Consider the following 16,922-nt stretch of genomic DNA (forward strand, 5'->3'; position numbering starts at 1 on the left):
TTTTCCTGCGGGAGAACAATAGGGGGAACGTGAAACCCTCGCTCAAAGGTTTTCGCATAAATACATGTGCTTGGATGGGGGTGATGGCGGAGAGACAGGGATTCGAACCCTGGAGACGGTTTCCCGCCTACACACTTTCCAGGCGTGCGCCTTCGACCACTCGGCCACCTCTCCGTGGGGCGGATATGTGACGGATTGCAGGGCAAATTGCAAGAGCCTATATGGCAAAAAAATCAAATGATTTTTGGTCTTGGCAGGTGCTGTCTGAGACACCGTTTACAAGGTTGCTCAACCCTGTCTCAGATTTGTGACCGACCGGCAAATACTCTGGATAAAGGCTTGGCTTTGGGCGCGTTGAGACGCCCATCCAGCAGATGGCCACAGCCGAAAGGCCAGTTGGAGAAACGAACACCTTAGGCCAGTCGTCGTCCTGTGTCGCGATGTGTCTCCAGCCTTTGAGCTTCTCTAAGAAGGTCTCGCTTACGGCACGACGAACCCTGGAATAGCGCTGTCCTGAGAGGGGGCTTCTACCCCTCTGTGGCCGCCGATTCTATGCGTTGCTCATGTATCGCTGTCTGCGGCCGATGATCAGGGAAATTGATTGGGAACAGCCGCGCCTGTTGGGCCATTCACCAGCCTTGACCGGTTTGGCATCCTCATAGATGGGAGGTCACGATCTGGCGCAGGGGAAGATTTGCACCCAGCCGGTTGCCGAGGAGGAAGAGGCCGCCGAATTTGCGTTGAAGATAGAGGGCATCCATCGGCACGGATGGCGGGTGATACCCGCCTTGGGCCAAGGCCAAGCCTTCGGAGTTCAGGGTCCTGAGCAGGGTCTGGTCGGTGAAGTCAAAGTGATCGGCTCTGAGAGCGTCGAAAATGCTCTGCATCAGCGCAAGCAAACGGGTATCGCCCCCGCGCTCCTCACCCCTCGGGTGGACTATGCCCAGGGCCACGGAAGCATCCAGAAGCCCGCCCGCATCTCCAGAGAACCCTGCTCGCAAAAGGCCGCCGTAAGCCTGCGTCACCCCTGGATCAAGATCACGCGCGGCACCAAAGTCGAGCAGAACGATCCGCTGTGTTTCCGCATCGTAAAGGTAGTTGGCAAAGTTGGGGTCGCTCTGCATCGCGCCAAAGGAAAAGACCTCGCGCAGTGTCAGATCGATCAGGTCCGTCATGACACGATTGCGGATGGCGGCGTCGGCCTCAGCCAGGGTTTCGATGGGTTTCCCATCGACAAAGGACATGGCCAGAATCTGTGGCGTGCTGAGATCCGAATGGAAGCGCGGAATAATAAAGCTGTGCGCCCCTTCCAACCACTGAGAGAAGCGTTGCAGTTGCGCGCCCTCTCGGCCGTAATCCGTTTCCTCGTGCAACTGGCGGCGGGCCTCAGTGAGGTAAGGTGCAATGTCGAACCCCTTTGGCAGCAGGCCAGAAAGGCGCAGCAAGGCGCCGACATTTGTCACGTCGCTGTCGATACTCTTGGCGACACCGGGATATTGCACCTTGATCGCCAGATCCCGGCCATCCTTGGTCCAGGCCCGATGCACTTGGCCGATGCTCGCGGCCGCGATGGGGCGCACGTCGAACCGCTTGAAGTTCCGCCGCCAGCCGGGCCCCCAGCCTTGTTCCAGCACTTGGCCGAGCTGCGAGGGTGGCATGATGTTGGCCTGATCCCGCAATCGGGCGAGGATCTGTGCCAGCTCGGGGGGAAGGAATTCTCCGGCATCCATGGACAATAGCTGACCGATTTTCATCGCCGCGCCACGCATCCGGGCCAGCTCGTCAGCCACGCGCCGAACGTTGCCTGGTGTGATCAGCAGGCTGCGCATATCAGGCCGACTGCCGCGCGCCATGCCGCCGATGGCCTGAAGGGCTGCACCTCCAACAATCCCGGCCGTCATACTGCCGAGGCGCGCAAGGCGGTTGACCCGTCCGGCGGGTACCTCAATCGGCTGTGAAATTGTTAAATCGTCCTTCGTCATCGAAGCTCGCTTGATAGGAAGTCCATCCGGGCCTGTTCTGTCGCTCATGCAAGACCCGCTTCATGCAGGATCTCGGGCAGGCGCTTTTTGACCTTGAAGAAACCTGCCGTTGCATGCGGCCAGACAAGCGCATCCCACTCGCGCAGGATTTCTGCAACCGCAATACCCCGTGCCTGCAAGATAGGCCGGGCGCGCTCCATCCAGTCACCCAACGGTCCGACTGGCACATAGGGCATGACGATCTGATGCACGCCGGACGATTGCGCCCAATCCGCGAGTTTTTCTGGCTCTTGAAACTGGAGCACCTCAGCGGCAACTCCGGCCCTTGCGGCGGTATCCGCCAGCGCCTTTTCCTCGAAGGCCGAGATCCGGGCAGACACGGGGCGCTGTGACCGTAAACCGCTTGCCGGACACCGTGCCGCCACCCGGATATCGAGCGGTGCAATATCCTCCGGACCAATGGAGCAGTCCTCCTCGGTCAGTAGCAGCGCGGTCGGCACGCCCTCCTGCGGGGTGACGACAGAGCGCAGCGGCTGAACCTCGGGCAACCCGTCCGGCTCCTCCTCCATCAACCCGACCACGTCGTCCGCCAATTCGTCCGCACGCGGTGCAAACCGCCCGCCACTGAACTGGGCGATGTTCGAGGCTCGCGCCTGGTAGGGTTTGCCACGCGTGTGCAGCCCGGCAACCCAGCGCCATGAACAGGTATTGGACGCAGGATCGCCGTCCAGAAGATGCCTAAAGAAGAAATCCGCGCCCAGCCGCCACGGTAGTTTGAGGGTGAAAACCCAGATTGAAGCAAACCACATCCGCGCGTGATTGTGCAGGTATCCCGTCTGCGTAAGCTCATGCACCCAAGCGTCGAAACAGGCAATACCGGTTTTACCGGTCTCGGCGGCCATCACGCGCGAGTTCAGGGCGGGATCCTGCTGCAGGCTCGCAAGATCGGCGTTCAGCCCTGTGCTGTAGGCGGTCCAGGTCTGCGGGCGCCGCTCCAGCCATCCCTTGAAGTACCCGCGCCAAAGGACCTCTTGGATGAATTTGTCACCAGCCTCGGGCCCATGGGCGGCCAGCGCCGCCGAGATCACCTCGCGCTCGGTCAAGAGGCGGCGACGTAGATAGGGCGACAGACGGGAAACGGCATTGTGCCGCCCCGGCCCGCGATCATGGTTGCGCCCTGCGCTGTAGTCGGTGCCCATGCGCGGCTGAAACGCCTGCAAGCGAAGCAAACCTGCGGCACGCGTTGCAGGGCCGAAATCTGTATCGTTCTGTTTCATCACCGTAAGGTGTTCTGTGCCCAAGGCGTGTCAATGGCAGGTGCTGTAGAACCGTCGGGTTGCCGCCACCATTTGCAATGGCTTGCGCAGACCGGGGGTGCCTGCCGCCCGTTGGACACAAAATCACTAAAAGCAAACCGGTCAGCGACCCCTGCGGACTTGAGGCTGGGCGGCAGAGAGCGTAGTGAAGACGAGGTAGAAAATCTCCCGCTATCGCCTTCTTTGTCCTCGTCTTCGTCCATTGCGTGTTGGGGTTTGAGTGCTGACCAGTTGCGGGAGGATGTGCCCATTGACCGTTTCGCCTGTTGTAGAACTGTGCAACATAGGGATCAGAGCTGTCTTTACGTATGCGTTCTAGTAGCTGGGTCATGTCCGAGCAGTGGGTAACTGACGGAAATTGGAAAGCTGAAGCAGGGGCTGTCTTGGGTAAGTCTTTTGAAAAATCAGATCTTTGGAGATCATCGCGCCTTTCCGTTGCCCCCATGATGGACTGGACCGATCGCCATTGTCGTTACTTTCACCGTCTGCTGAGCAAGGAGACGCTTCTTTTCACGGAAATGGTGACCGCACCTGCCTTGGTGCGCGGGGGGGCGTTGCATTTGCTGGACTACAGCCCCGAGGAACATCCTGTGGTCTTGCAGCTTGGGGGATCTGAGCCGGGCGAGCTGGCAGAGGCGGCCCGGCTCGGGGCGGAGGTCGGCTATGATGAGATCAACCTCAACTGCGGTTGTCCCAGTGATCGGGTGCAATCGGGGGCCTTTGGAGCGGTGTTGATGAAAACGCCGGATCTAGTCGCCGATTGCGTGAACGCCATGCGGGAGGCCGTGGAGGTCGAAGTCACGGTCAAATGCCGGATCGGTGTTGACGATCAGGAGCCCCAAGAGGTGCTGCCGGTGTTTTTGGAAAAGATCCGCGCGGCGGGTTGCCAGAGGGTGACGATCCATGCCCGAAAGGCCTGGCTCCAGGGGCTGTCGCCCAAGGAGAACCGCGATATTCCACCGCTGGACTATGACCTTGTGCACCGGATGAAGGCGGAGTTTCCAGATCTTCATATCTCGATCAATGGAGGCATTGCCTCGCTTGAAGCCGCAAAGGAGCATCTGGAGGGCGGCCTTGATGGCGTGATGATTGGGCGCGCGGCCTATCATCAGCCTGCGGATATCCTTTCGGCTGCCGATCCGGTGATCTTTGGCTCTGGAGAGCCCCGGGATCCGGTGACGATCGTGCATGAGATGCTGCCCTACATCGAGCGTCAACTCTCAGGTGGTGCTCGCCTGCATCAGATCACCCGCCATATGCTGGGTCTGTTTGCCGGGCGTCCTGGCGCACGGGCCTGGCGGCGGATCCTGTCCGAAGGTGCAAACCGCACTGGCGCGAGCACCGATTTGCTGCTTCAAGCATTGGAGCCGGTTGCTGGGAGCTCTGCGGCCTGAGACATTCCACTGTGAACCGAAGGGGCCCGTTAGCTGCGCTGCTGCAGTCGCGCCGCGCGCCCGCCACGGCGCTTCTTTAGAGAGGCTTCGCGGCCCGCCAGCTCTTCCATGACGCTGGCACGCTCCTCATTGGACATCTTTGACCAGCGAGTGATCTCATCGATGGACCGATAACAACCAGTGCAGATCCGCGCCTCTGGGTGGACTACGCAGATCTTGATGCACGGGGATTGGATTTCGTCCCGTTTCCAGATTTTGTCGCTTGATTGCTCAGCCATTTTGCAGATGCCTCATGCGGTCCAGTGCACCCTGGAGAATATAGGACGCCGCAACGTGATCGATAACCTCCGAGCGGCGTTTGCGAGACGTATCCGCCTCGAGGAGTGCTTTTTCAGCGGCAACGGTGCTGAGTCGTTCATCCCAGAACCCGATTGGCAAATCTGTGAGCCGCGCGAGGTTGCGGGCGAAGGCGCGGGTGGATTGACAGCGCGGACCTTCGGTGCCGTCCATGTTGCGGGGCAGGCCCAGAAGGATGCCGCCCACGTCGCGCTCCCTCATGATCTCCAGTAGCCGCGCGCTGTCGAGGGTGAATTTCTTGCGCCGCACGGTCTCAAGCGGCGTGGCTACTGCGCCGATCCGGTCCGAGACTGCAACGCCGATGGTCTTGTCCCCAAGATCCAGCCCGATCAAAGCCGTGTAGCCGGGCAGGGCGGCGGCGAAGTCTTCCAAGGTTTCGCAAATCATTCCGCAACTCCTGCCTGGGTGGCAGCCGCGGTGATTTGTGCGAGCGCGGCCTCATCCCCGGCAAAGGTCTGCAGGGCTTCGCTGTAGATCGCTTGGGCCTGATCCTTGTCTCCCAGAACGCCAAGGGCTCCAATCAGACGTGCCCATTCCTGCACCGTGCCGCCTTCCGTGGCGAGCCGGTCAGAAAGGCGCGCAACCATGCCGCGTATCATTTCAGCACGCTCTTCCTGGCTCAGCTCGGCGGCGTTTTCCACGTCCGCAGCATCAGGCCCCGGCAGGGCGCCCGCAAAGGGAGGTGCGCCACGCGGTGTAATTGGCTGGTATTCGACGCCGGCGCGAAACGCCATATCCTCGATTTGGCGCTGGATCCCGTCAACCCAGGGATCGCTTGGTGCGCTGTTGCGCAGGGTTTCTGCCCAGATCTGATAGGACAGGTCCGGACGCCCGACTTGGCCAAGCATCAAGCCGTAATAGTAACGCGCGGCTCCGTTCTGCGGATCAAGCTTCAGAGTCTGGACCAAAGCCGCCTCTGCCTCGGGAGAGACGTAGCCACCGGTGGCCATGATCATCAATTCCGCCAGCTCCCCATAGTCACTGGCCTCGAGGTCGCCCGACATGATGTCGATATAGCGCTGCTTTGCCTGATAGGCGGCGGTGAAGTTGCCGAGGTTCGCCTCGTGCTGTGCCAGCAGGGCCTGACCTTGTGCATCATCTGGACGTTGGGCTGCGGTCTGGCGCAGTTGCTCGACCAGCTGGCGATAGCTATCCTCTGCGTCAGGGGCGGGGAAGGCTGGCATCTGCGTTTCTGCTTCTGCCTGAGTGGGGCGGCTTTCTGCCCGCTCTTCGGCGATTGCGATCCGTGTCTTGAGCGCCAGATCGCCATAGCCGGGAGCCCCCAATGTGGAGTAGAGACCAAGGGTGCCGCCGACGACCGCAAGGACAAGCGCCATTGCCGCGCCCTTGGACAAACCGCTCGGCTGGCTTGCGCCGCTGCCATCCTTTTGCAATTGGGTATCGGCGGCCAGAATGCGGCGCGAGACTTCTGTGCGAATACGCCCTGCGTCCGCTTCGTTGATCACGCCGCGCGCCAGATCCTTGTCCACGTCGCGCAATTGTTGGCGATAGACACGCAAGTCATAGGCGGCCGGAGGCTCCCCCATGTCGCGGCTGCGCAGCAGCACCAATGCCATCAATCCGGCAACGGCCAGGGCCATAAAGGCGGTCAGGATCCAGAAAATCATGCTCACTCCGATGTTTGATCTCCATCTATATCTCCGCAGGCTTGGAAAAAAGACCTATCTGCTGCGTCACCCTGTCTAGGGGTGGATGTTCTCTGCGACAAAGCGGGGGATTGCCCAAATCCGACGATGTCGCATCTATACACAAATGCGACGATAAACGGCACGGGTTGGCGGCGCCTCTCGGGCATACCCGAGATTAGACACGAACCAGTGGATTCGCTCATGAAACGCTATTCAGCCTTTGCTGTCGCGCGGGAGGCCCTGCGCTATCACACCGGATGGGAACGCGCCTGGCGCAACCCGGCGCCAAAACGCCAGTATGACGTGATCATCGTCGGTGCCGGCGGACACGGCCTTGCGACGGCTTATTACCTTGGCAAGAATTTCGGGATCACCAATGTGGCGGTGCTGGAAAAGGGCTGGCTGGGTGGCGGCAACACCGGGCGCAACACCACCATCATCCGGTCGAACTACCTGCAGGATCCCTCGGCGGCGATCTATGAAAAGGCACGCTCCCTCTATGAGGATATGAGCCAGGATCTGAACTACAACGTGATGTTCTCTCCGCGCGGGGTCATCATGCTGGCCCAGACCGAACACGAGGTGCGCGGCTATAAGCGCACCGCCCATGCCAATGCCCTGCAAGGGGTCTCAACCGAATGGATCGAACCTGCCCGCGTCAAGGAGCTGGTGCCGATCATAAATCTGGCCGGTCCGCGCTATCCCGTCCTGGGCGGTCTCTGGCAGGAGCGCGGCGGCACCGCCCGTCACGATGCGGTGGCCTGGGGCTATGCGCGGGCCTGTTCGGCCATGGGGATGGATATCATCCAGCAATGCGAGGTCACCGGCGTGCGCACCGAAGGCGGCCGCGTCATTGGCGTCGACACCACCAAGGGCGCGATTGACTGCGATAAGCTGGGCATGGTCGTTGCGGGCAACTGTTCGCACCTGTCCCAAATGGCGGGCTTCCGCCTGCCGGTCGAAAGCGTCGCGCTACAGGCGCTGGTGAGCGAGCCGATCAAACCCTGCATGGATGTGGTCGTCATGGCCAACACGGTGCACGGCTACATGAGCCAGTCCGACAAGGGTGAGATGGTGATCGGCGGCGGCACCGATGGCTATAACAACTACACGCAGCGCGGATCCTTCCACCATATCGAGGAAACCGTGCGCGCCCTGATCGAGACCTTCCCGATGGTGTCACGCCTCAAGATGCTGCGCCAGTGGGGCGGGATCGTCGATGTGACCGGCGACCGTTCTCCCATCATCTCGAAAACGCCGGTGCAGAACTGTTTCGTCAACGCAGGCTGGGGCACCGGCGGTTTCAAGGCCATTCCCGGATCCGGCTGGGCCATGGCTGAACTGATGGCGACCGGCCATTCGCCGTTGGCCGAAGAGTTCTCCATGATGCGCTTCAAGGAAGGCAAGTTCATCGACGAAAGCGTTGCAGCAGGGGTGGCGCACTGATGGAGTTGGCAACGCTCGCGAGGCTCGGCACGTCCACTGAGGCGTTAAGGTCCGCCCAGAACCGCGTCCGCCACAAGATGGGCGACATGCTTTGCGTATCTGACCAAGGCGGGGCCCTTGAACCGGCGCCGGGGATTGTCCCGCTCATCGCGGCGCCAATGCTGAAAGGCAAAGAACAAAAATACTGCGGCAATGGCCAGAATAATCCAGAGAAACATGGATTTAATGTGGGTGCCCGCGTTGATTGTACAAGCTGGAGGCTCTGCCCATGCTGATCCTTAAATGCCCCTATTGCGGTGTGAACGCCGAGGAAACTGAACTCCACGCCGGTGGCGAGGCGCATCTGAAACGCTTTGGTCCCGGCTCATCGGATGATGAGTTCCACGACTACCTTTTCATGCGGGAAAACCCCAAGGGGGTGCATTTCGAACGCTGGCGGCACGTGAACGGCTGCGGCAAGTGGTTCCACGCGGCCCGCTGCACCACCACGCTTGAGGTCTTTGGCACCTACACCGCGCAGACCTCTGCTCCGCCGCAGGAGATCTTTGAGGCGATCACCGCCAAACGCCCCGGCTGGAGCTGGAGAGAGTTCGAATGATCCGCCCAACCCCATCTGTCGCAGTCTTTTGCAAAAGGTCCGCAGCATGAGCACCCGTCTTGCCAATCAGGGGCGCCTGATCGACCGCTCCAAACCCATCGAGTTCACCTTCAACGGCACGCGCATGACGGGCTATGCCGGGGATACGCTGGCTTCGGCCCTTTTGGCCAATGATCAGCTTTTGGTGGGGCGCTCGTTCAAGTATCACCGCCCGCGCGGGCTGGTTGCCTCGGGCGCAGAAGAGCCGAACGCCCTGGTCGGTCTTGGCACCGGCGACCGGTTTGAACCCAACCAGCGCGCCACCACGACCGAGCTGTTCTCTGGCCTCAGTGCCCAGTCACAGAACCACTGGCCAAGCCTTGAGTTCGACGTGGGCGTGGTGAACAACAAACTTGCGCGGTTTTTGCCCGCCGGGTTCTACTACAAGATGTTCATCCATCCGCGTCCCTTCTGGAAACACATCTACGAGCCGATCATCCGCAAATCGGCCGGTCTGGGTCAGGCGCCGGACCGCGAGTTGAAGGACGCTGACACCTACGAGCATTTCTATTTCTTCTGCGATGTGCTGGTGATTGGCGGCGGCGTTGCGGGCCTTCAGGCGGCGCTGGTGGCGGCGAAATCGGGTGCCAAGGTTCTGGTGCTGGAGCAGAACGCCCATTGGGGCGGGCGCGCACCGGTCGATGGTGGCACCATTGATGGTGACGATCCGGAGGCCTGGGTTGATCAGACTTTGGCGGAACTCGCGGCGATGGAGAACGTGACCCTGCGCAATCGCTGCATGGGCGCTGGCGTCTACGATCACGGCTATGCGCTGGGATATGAGCGGCTGACGGATCATGCACCGGGGCAGGGTGGCCCACGCCACCGGTTGTGGCGGATCCGCGCGAAACAGATCGTCACCGCCACAGGTGCGATCGAACGGCCCCTGTCCTTTGCGGGCAACGATGTGCCGGGCGTCATGCTGGCCTCGGCCATGCGTGACTATGTGGTAAACTGGGGTGCCACACCGGGCAAACGCGTGGTTGTTGCCACCAACAACGATGATGCTTACCGCACCGCGCTGGTGCTGCATGCTGCCGGGCTTGAGGTGGTGCGGGTGCTCGACACGCGCGACACTGGCGGCGGCGCCCTGATGGAAGAGGTGCGCGCGCTGGGTATCCGCGTTGAATGCGGACGCGGCATCGCCAAGGTCAAGGATGGCAAATGTGTCACCAAGGTTGCGATCTGCGCCCAGAACGGTCAGGGCGGTGCTCAGGAAGAGGTGGAGGCCGATGCGGTCGCCATGTCCGGCGGCTGGTCGCCGGTGGTGCACCTGTGGTCCCATTGCGGCGGCAAGCTGATCTGGGATGAGGCCCAGGCTCATTTCCGGCCAGATCCCGCGCGTCCTCCGCTGGGCGCAGATGGGGAAGGATTTGTCGTGGCAGCCGGCTCGGCCAATGGTCCGCTTGATCTGGGCGCAGTTCTAACAGACGCCGCCGAGGCAGGCGCCAAGGCCGCCGCCGCTGCAGGGTTCAAGGCCGAGGCCAAGCCCGCGACCGGCGTGGCGCAGGACGAGGCACCCATGCAGCCGGTCTGGCTGATGCCCGCACGCGCCGAGATCGACCTGCGCATGAAGGCTTGGCTGGATTTCCAGAACGACGTGAAGGTCTCTGACGTTCAGCTGGCCGCGCGCGAGGGCTTTGAAAGCGTTGAGCACACCAAGCGCTACACCACGCTGGGCATGGCAACGGATCAGGGGAAGCTCAGCAATATCAATGGCCTCGCCATTCTGGCCGACAGCCTTGGCTCTGAGATCCCCCAGGTTGGCACGACTACCTTCCGCCCGCCGTACCACCCCATCTCCATGGGTGCGATCGGCGGTGAGGCGCGGGGCGAGATCTTCCAGCCGCTGCGCAAGACCCCGATGCACGACTGGCATGATGCCAACGGCGCCGACTGGGAGCCGGTGGGCCATTGGCGTCGCCCCTATGCCTTTGTCCGCAGCGGAGAAAGCGTGAAAGAGGCGGTGAACCGCGAGATCCTGAACACCCGCCAGAATGTGGGGCTCTTGGATGCCTCCACTCTGGGCAAGCTAATCGTCAAAGGGCCGGATGCCGGGCGCTTCCTCGACATGATGTACACCAACATGATGTCGACCCTGAAAGTGGGCAAATGCCGCTACGGTCTGATGTGTTCAGAGAACGGCTTTTTGTCCGACGACGGCGTGGTTGCGCGCATCGATGAGGACACCTGGCTGTGTCATACCACCACCGGCGGCGCGGATCGTATCCACGCCCATATGGAGGAGTGGCTGCAGACCGAGTGGTGGGACTGGAAGGTCTATGTCGCCAATGTGACCGAGCAACTGGCGCAGATCGCCGTGGTCGGCCCCAAGGCCCGCATGCTGCTGGAAAAGCTGAACGCTGAGGCGGGCGGCGGTATGGATGTCTCCAAGGAGGCGCTGCCCTTCATGGAATGGAAGGATGGCGAAATCGGCGGCTTCAAATGCCGTGCCTACCGGATCTCCTTCTCAGGTGAGCTGTCTTACGAGATCGCTGTGGCCGCGTCGCAGGGTCAGGCTTTCTGGGATGCGCTGATGGCGGCGGGTGAAGAGTTCGGCGTGATGCCCTACGGTACCGAATGCCTGCACGTGATGCGCGCCGAGAAGGGCTTCATCATGATCGGGGACGAAACCGATGGTACCGTGATCCCGCAGGATCTTGGGCTCAATTGGGCCATCTCCAAGAAGAAGGAAGATTTCATCGGCAAACGCGCGCAAGAGCGCAGCCATATGGTCGACCCTGATCGCTGGCAGCTGGTGGGCCTGGAAACGGTCGATGGCTCGGTCCTGCCCGATGGCGCCTATGCGGTTGGCAGCGGCGTCAATGCCAACGGGCAAAAGAACACAATTGGCCGCGTGACCTCGACCTATCATTCGCCGACCCTTGGAAAAGGCATTGCAATGGGCCTCGTGAAACATGGCCCCAAACGCATGGGAGAGGTGATCGAATTCCCCGGCACCGATGGCACCATTTACAAGGCCAAGATCGTCGATCCGGTCTTCTACGACAAGGAAGGGGAGAAGCAGAATGTCTGATCTGGTCAGTGCCCTCGCAGGCGCCCGCTATGCGGGGCTTGCCACCATAGAAGAGGCCGGGCTTCAGGGCATGATCACCCTGCGCGGCGATCTGTCCTCCAAGACCCTGCAGAAGGCCGTGAAGGCCGCGACCGGCGCCGAGGTGCCACAGACCCGTCGGATCAGCACCTCGGATTCCGGCGCTGTGGCCTGGATGTCGCCGGATGAGCTGCTGTTGCTGGTGCCTTATGATGAGGTGGAGGAAAAAACCGCCGCGATGGCCGAGGCCCTGTCGGGCGAACATGCGCTGGCGGTGAACGTCTCTGATGCGCGTGCGATTTTCACCCTGTCCGGTGCAGGCGCGCGTGAGGTTCTGGGCAAGGTCTGCCCGGTGGATTTCGACGCCTCGGCTTTCAAGGCTGGAGATTTCCGCCGCACCCGCATGGCCCAGGTCGCTGCGGCCTTCTGGCTGGACGAGGCGGAGACTTTCCACATCGTCTGTTTCCGCTCGGTCGCAGACTATGTTTTCAACCTGTTGAAGACCTCGGCGCATCCGCAATCAAGGGTTGGTGTGTACTGATTCATACTCCTGTGGGTTGTGTTTGTGATAGTCGTGCAATAACGTGCCTCGGACCTCCGGGGCACGTTTTACATTTCAACATCAGTTGATTGGTCAGTTGTCTTGTGGGGGCGTCTTTTGGAATAAGGACCACTTATGGTTAAAAGAATTACTGCGGCAATTCTGTTTCTCAGCGTGTTGCCACTTGCCGCTTCAAGTACGCCCATCAGCTATGAATGCGACATTGAGAGCTATTCGCCGCGATATGGGGGTATTCCGGACAAGGCCTATTTCGTCATCGATGCCGAGGCAAAGACTGCCATGGCGTTTGATCCCTTCATATACACGAGATCCAAGGTTCCAGTTGCCGTCGAGTTCAAAGAGTTGCGCGCTGATAAATACCTTCTGAAATGGACCGTGGAAGGCGTTCCTTTAAGGAACAACGGGACCGCGGTGTTCTCCTTCAGCACACGGATTGATGTGGCCAAAGGCACGCTGAACATGCAGTCCTGGCTCCTTGGAGATGATGGTGACCGTCGCGGTAAAGGGACTTGCAAGCCGATAAAGGGATAGCGCATCCGGGAGATCCCGCTGAGGCGCGACACAGAGGCATAAACGACGCGATCAAAAACCGTCTCCTGCACAGTTCAATACCAAGAGAAATACCATGCATATCACTACAGTCTTGCCGTTCACAAAACGGTGCTTGTCCTCTGTCGGCCTGTCGGCCGCTATTCTGGCAACATCGCTCGCTTCGATGCCCTTCGCCGCGAAGGCGGAGGAGAAGATCACCTACGCCTACACCTGCGAGATCAAGGCGCGTCGGACTGGCAACTGGACGCCCAGAGAGGTTCGCTTTTCGTTGAACGAGAGCGACATGACAGCCGTTGTGAGTGATCCTTATTCTTACCATCAAGGCGACGGACCGTTTCACGTCAAGATGAAGCGCAAGAAGGATGGTATGCTGCGCTTCAAATGGCGGGTGAAATTGCGTACCTCGAACTGGGATTTCCTCTACGTGGGATATTCTGTCACATTCGACGTTGACGAGAAAACCGGCGTCTTTCGGGCCGCGGTTCCCTCTGGCGGGAACCGTGACGGACCGGGGACGCTGATCTGCAAATGATCCCCGGAGGCTGCTGCATTGCGCGGGCGAATGCGCAGAGCAATCCTCCTCTGCACCTCTACCTAGTGGCCTTTCGGGGGGCAGGGCCATTTAAAGAGGGGAAGTTTAATCGGCTTCCCAAACCAGCCGAGTCCTGGACATTAGCGCTGCTAGAGCATCACGCGGCAAAAGTCCCAATTGTTCAAAGAGCTGAACATACTCGAACTGAGTGTAATTCTCCGTAATGCGGTTTCCCGCAATGCGGGTCATCATCATGCCTAAAACGTTTATGGGCGTGGCGCCGTCTGGTCCACCAGAGGTCAATCGGAAACGGAGCGTGATCCAATCGCCGCTCTCCATGTGATGCAGGAAACCGATGCGCGGTGGACCGGTTAGGCTGCGGAAAGCGGCCACGAGGTCACGGAAGTCCTTTCTGGGAAAGACAACATCTTCTCCCATAGCCTCCATTTTGAATTCTTCGTTGATGCGTTTTTCAGCGAAAGCAAAGTTGCCATTCTCCCAGACTTCGTCAAAAAGCTCTCTCATAAAGGCCAGTTTCTGCATCTTCACCCTTTACCCAAGACCACCCCAACAAACGCTTCTGAGGAAGCATCATGCTGCGTGCTCCTCGCCGTTTCAACATGTTTCAAGGTGAGGCAGTTTCCCCGCGTAAACGGGTGGTCACGCGTGTCACTTCTAGGCCAAATCAAACGGTAAATAGAAACGTCGGGAACTGGGTCAGGGCGCGGGGGCTGGTGAGGGCCTCAAAGCCCCGCGCAGCGCCATTGTCTGGGTGGCATTCGCCATAAAAGGACAACAGCTCCGCCAACTCTGCCATTCTGGCCTTGCGGGTCTCTTCGGGCAGAAACGGCGCGTGGGTGGAGAGGTACAGCGCGGGGCGCTGCTGTTTCAGCCAGGGGATCATCTGGGGCAGCACGTCGAATTCGGCGCCTTCGATATCCAGCTTGACCAGCGACACGCGCGACAGATCGGCCTGGGCTGCAAAATCCTGCCAGCCGATCGTCATCACGTCCGAGCCATGCTCTCCGTCATTGAGGAGGCTCGACATGCTGTCCCCGGCCTCTCCACCGAAAGAGGCCATGCGGGCAAGGCCGAAGCCATCGCTGATCGCCACCGAAAAGGCCGAGACATTGTCGATGCGGTTCAGCTCAAGATTCCAGGCCAGATGGCGAAAGGCAACCGGATCGGGTTCGAAACACATCACCCGCCGCGCCTTGTGGGCCCCATATAGAACCGTGGGGCCGATCCAGGCGCCGATGTCCAGGTAGTCGTGCTCCTTGTCCAGATGCGCGTCGAGCACCGCAAATGTCTCCGGCTCCCAGCAACCTTCGGAGGCCCTGCGCCAGAACTTGGAGTGATAGGGATCCAGGCGGAAGGGTACGCCGTTCAATTCGCCCGCGTAATGGCCGCGCATGCGGTAAAAGGCTTTCCGTGCACGTATCCAAGCCTCTGCGATCATCGCGGTCTCTCCCATTTGCGCACATAGACCTTGCAGGCATTTGGCGCGGATTTCTTGTCTTGGCCCTTGACCTGCCGGGGGCTGCGCCGCATGTATCTGCACAGGAACGCAACAAAAAATGACAGGGGTCCGATATGGCTTTTGAACTTCCCGATCTTCCTTATGCACATGACGCGCTGGCTTCCAAGGGCATGTCCGCGGAAACCCTGGAATACCACCACGACCTGCACCACAAAGCCTATGTCGACAACGGCAACAAGCTGATCGCGGGCACTGAGTGGGAGGGCAAGACCCTCGAAGAGATCATCGTCGGCACCTATGACAAATCCGCCGTCGCCCAGAACGGCATCTTCAACAACATCTCGCAGCTGTGGAACCACAACCAGTTCTGGGAGATGATGGGTCCGGGCGACAGCGCAATGCCGGGTGAGCTGGAAAAGGCACTGGTCGAAAGCTTTGGCTCGGTCGACAAGTTCAAGGAAGAGTTCTCGGCTGCGGGTGCAGGTCAGTTCGGCTCCGGCTGGGCCTGGCTGGTGAAAGACACCGATGGCGGCCTCAAGGTCACCAAGACTGAAAACGGCGTGAACCCGCTGTGCTTTGGCCAGACCGCGCTTCTGGGCTGCGATGTGTGGGAACACTCCTACTACATCGACTTCCGCAACAAGCGCCCGGCCTACCTGACCAACTTCCTCGACAACCTGGTCAACTGGGAAAACGTCGCTTCGCGCATGTAAGCCCTGTCATTCCTGAAGGGATGAAACATTTCGAACCCGCGCCACACCCGGCGCGGGTCTTTTTTGTCTCGATTTGACACGCATCAAAGCATGGTTGCCGGGTCCTCTTTCTGATGAAGAGGGATAGGGAAAGGAGAGCCAATGCTCAGATTGCCAAAAGGACTATGGATCATTGTCGCCGATGGGCGCAAAGCGCTGTTTCTGGAAAACGTGAGCGATACGGTGGATGCCGCGCTGAACGTGATCCGCGCCGACCAGATGGTGAACCCTGCGAACCGTGAGCAGGGGACCAGTGCGCCGGGACGCTTCAGCGGTGCCTCTGGCGCGGCACGTGGGGCTGTAGAGCCTGCAGACTGGCACCAGTTGAACGAAGACACATTTGCGGGGGGCGTTGCTTCGCTTGTCAACAAGTGGGTTCAGGCCGGGGCCTGCCCTGCGCTTGTTCTGATCGCGCCGCCTCGCAGCCTTGGCACGCTGCGCTCAGAGCTGAGCCCCGCCGCAGCAAAGCTGGTGATGGCGGAGCTACCAAAGGACCTGACCAACCACACGGTTGCCCAGATTGCAGATGCCGTGCAGTCCGCTCTAGAAAGTGCCTGACAGCCAGTCAGCTTTCAAGGGATTGGGCGCCGCGGTGGCGCCCATGTATCAGTCGGCGGTGAGGTGTCTTAGGGCTTCCTCGCTGCTGGTGACCCAGGTCAGATAGCTCTGTATTTCGGGATCTGCGAACGCTTGATCAGTCACGTGATCAAGGAGGTCACGCAGCTTGTCCCAATAGCCGTCGATATTGACGATGATGATTGGCTTGCCATGTAGGCCAAGCTGACGCCAGGTGAGCACTTCGAAGAGTTCGTCTAGTGAGCCGGGCCCGCCCGGTAGCACGACGACGGCGTCGGCGTTGTACAGCATGACCTTCTTGCGCTCGTGCATCGTCTCGGTCACCACATAGGTGGTCAGATCCGATTTCCCGACCTCACGCCGTTCCAGGTGAACCGGGATAACGCCGAATGTTTCGCCGCCCGCCGCCTGCGCGGCGCGTGCGACCGTTCCCATCAAACCAACATCCCCAGCGCCATAAACGAGGCGTAAACTGTGTTCTGCCAGCCCCTTTCCCAAGGACTCAGCGGCTGCGGCATAGCTGGGCATTGCTCCAAAACGGGATCCGCAATACACACAGACGGATTTTACACTCATGGGACGGCCTTTTGACTGGGGTTCATGCGGTGGGGGAACGCTTTTTGACCCCAGAT

Annotated in this window: 17 protein-coding genes and 1 tRNA gene; 9 read left to right on the forward strand and 9 right to left on the reverse strand. The window is 60.2% G+C overall.

The features are described from left to right. Positions 1 to 84 precede the first annotated feature (84 nt). The 3 genes from INS80_RS14775 to INS80_RS14785 all read right to left on the reverse strand — a co-directional run bounded on the left by INS80_RS14775 (position 85) and on the right by INS80_RS14785 (position 3,259). Positions 85 to 174: transfer RNA gene (locus INS80_RS14775), tRNA-Ser, on the reverse strand. Between the two features lie 482 nt (positions 175 to 656). After that, positions 657 to 1,982 (reverse strand): ABC1 kinase family protein, encoded by a 1,326-nt coding sequence (locus INS80_RS14780; RefSeq protein ID WP_192966364.1) that lies wholly within the window; start codon positions 1,980 to 1,982, stop codon positions 657 to 659. A gap of 44 nt (positions 1,983 to 2,026) precedes the next feature. Then, complete coding sequence (locus INS80_RS14785; RefSeq protein WP_226892634.1) at positions 2,027 to 3,259, reverse strand: FAD-binding domain-containing protein; 1,233 nt, start codon at positions 3,257 to 3,259, stop codon at positions 2,027 to 2,029. Between the two features lie 422 nt (positions 3,260 to 3,681). On the opposite strand from INS80_RS14785, the gene dusA reads away from it, so the two are divergent. Next, positions 3,682 to 4,692, forward strand: coding sequence for a tRNA dihydrouridine(20/20a) synthase DusA (gene dusA / locus INS80_RS14790; RefSeq protein ID WP_226892635.1), 1,011 nt, complete (start codon positions 3,682 to 3,684; stop codon positions 4,690 to 4,692). 29 nt (positions 4,693 to 4,721) lie between these two features. Here dusA and INS80_RS14795 read toward each other — a convergent pair whose 3' ends face one another. The 3 genes from INS80_RS14795 to ccmI are packed head-to-tail and all read right to left on the reverse strand — an operon-like array spanning position 4,722 to position 6,677. Beyond that, positions 4,722 to 4,970, reverse strand: coding sequence for a DUF1289 domain-containing protein (locus tag INS80_RS14795; RefSeq protein ID WP_192966366.1), 249 nt, complete (start codon positions 4,968 to 4,970; stop codon positions 4,722 to 4,724). Continuing rightward, positions 4,963 to 5,436, reverse strand: a complete 474-nt coding sequence (gene ruvX / locus INS80_RS14800) for a Holliday junction resolvase RuvX (RefSeq protein ID WP_192966367.1) — start codon at positions 5,434 to 5,436, stop codon at positions 4,963 to 4,965. The genes INS80_RS14795 and ruvX overlap by 8 nt, the downstream gene beginning before the upstream one ends. Next, positions 5,433 to 6,677, reverse strand: a complete 1,245-nt coding sequence (ccmI, locus tag INS80_RS14805) for a c-type cytochrome biogenesis protein CcmI (RefSeq protein WP_192966368.1) — start codon at positions 6,675 to 6,677, stop codon at positions 5,433 to 5,435. The genes ruvX and ccmI overlap by 4 nt, the downstream gene beginning before the upstream one ends. A 222-nt stretch (positions 6,678 to 6,899) precedes the next feature. Between ccmI and INS80_RS14810 the strand changes: the two genes are divergently transcribed. From INS80_RS14810 to INS80_RS14835, 6 genes are all read left to right on the forward strand, one after another. Further along, positions 6,900 to 8,144, forward strand: coding sequence for a sarcosine oxidase subunit beta family protein (locus INS80_RS14810; protein ID WP_192966369.1), 1,245 nt, complete (start codon positions 6,900 to 6,902; stop codon positions 8,142 to 8,144). 268 nt (positions 8,145 to 8,412) lie between these two features. Next, the gene (locus INS80_RS14815) at positions 8,413 to 8,742 is read left to right on the forward strand and encodes a sarcosine oxidase subunit delta (protein ID WP_192966370.1); all 330 of its coding nucleotides are present in this window, start codon (positions 8,413 to 8,415) and stop codon (positions 8,740 to 8,742) included. A gap of 46 nt (positions 8,743 to 8,788) precedes the next feature. After that, positions 8,789 to 11,818, forward strand: coding sequence for a sarcosine oxidase subunit alpha family protein (locus INS80_RS14820; protein ID WP_192966371.1), 3,030 nt, complete (start codon positions 8,789 to 8,791; stop codon positions 11,816 to 11,818). Next, positions 11,811 to 12,377, forward strand: a complete 567-nt coding sequence (locus tag INS80_RS14825) for a sarcosine oxidase subunit gamma (protein ID WP_192966372.1) — start codon at positions 11,811 to 11,813, stop codon at positions 12,375 to 12,377. Before INS80_RS14820 ends, INS80_RS14825 begins: the two co-directional genes overlap by 8 nt. A gap of 135 nt (positions 12,378 to 12,512) precedes the next feature. Beyond that, positions 12,513 to 12,929 (forward strand): hypothetical protein, encoded by a 417-nt coding sequence (locus INS80_RS14830; protein WP_192966373.1) that lies wholly within the window; start codon positions 12,513 to 12,515, stop codon positions 12,927 to 12,929. A 94-nt stretch (positions 12,930 to 13,023) separates the two neighbouring features. Beyond that, positions 13,024 to 13,482 (forward strand): hypothetical protein, encoded by a 459-nt coding sequence (locus tag INS80_RS14835; RefSeq protein WP_192966374.1) that lies wholly within the window; start codon positions 13,024 to 13,026, stop codon positions 13,480 to 13,482. Between the two features lie 105 nt (positions 13,483 to 13,587). On the opposite strand, the gene INS80_RS14840 is transcribed toward INS80_RS14835, so the two are convergent. Both INS80_RS14840 and INS80_RS14845 read right to left on the reverse strand, forming a co-directional pair. Next, positions 13,588 to 14,025 carry an ester cyclase gene (locus tag INS80_RS14840; protein ID WP_192966375.1) on the reverse strand — a complete coding sequence of 146 codons (438 nt, stop codon included), beginning with the start codon at positions 14,023 to 14,025 and terminating at the stop codon, positions 13,588 to 13,590. 142 nt (positions 14,026 to 14,167) lie between these two features. After that, on the reverse strand, positions 14,168 to 14,941 hold the full coding sequence (locus tag INS80_RS14845; protein WP_192967297.1) for an FkbM family methyltransferase: 774 nt from the start codon (positions 14,939 to 14,941) through the stop codon (positions 14,168 to 14,170). A 134-nt stretch (positions 14,942 to 15,075) separates the two neighbouring features. Between INS80_RS14845 and INS80_RS14850 the strand changes: the two genes are divergently transcribed. Together INS80_RS14850 and INS80_RS14855 are read left to right on the forward strand one after the other, a co-directional pair. Further along, on the forward strand, positions 15,076 to 15,675 hold the full coding sequence (locus tag INS80_RS14850; protein ID WP_192966376.1) for a superoxide dismutase: 600 nt from the start codon (positions 15,076 to 15,078) through the stop codon (positions 15,673 to 15,675). A 141-nt stretch (positions 15,676 to 15,816) separates the two neighbouring features. Beyond that, positions 15,817 to 16,272, forward strand: coding sequence for a host attachment family protein (locus INS80_RS14855; protein ID WP_192966377.1), 456 nt, complete (start codon positions 15,817 to 15,819; stop codon positions 16,270 to 16,272). Positions 16,273 to 16,320: 48 nt separating this feature from the next. Here the strand turns inward: INS80_RS14855 and INS80_RS14860 are convergent, their stop codons facing one another. Then, positions 16,321 to 16,866, reverse strand: coding sequence for an LOG family protein (locus INS80_RS14860; RefSeq protein WP_192966378.1), 546 nt, complete (start codon positions 16,864 to 16,866; stop codon positions 16,321 to 16,323). Between the last annotated feature and the right edge of the window lie 56 nt (positions 16,867 to 16,922).

This window comes from Phycobacter azelaicus, assembly GCF_014884385.1.
Lineage (GTDB): Bacteria > Pseudomonadota > Alphaproteobacteria > Rhodobacterales > Rhodobacteraceae > Phycobacter > Phycobacter azelaicus.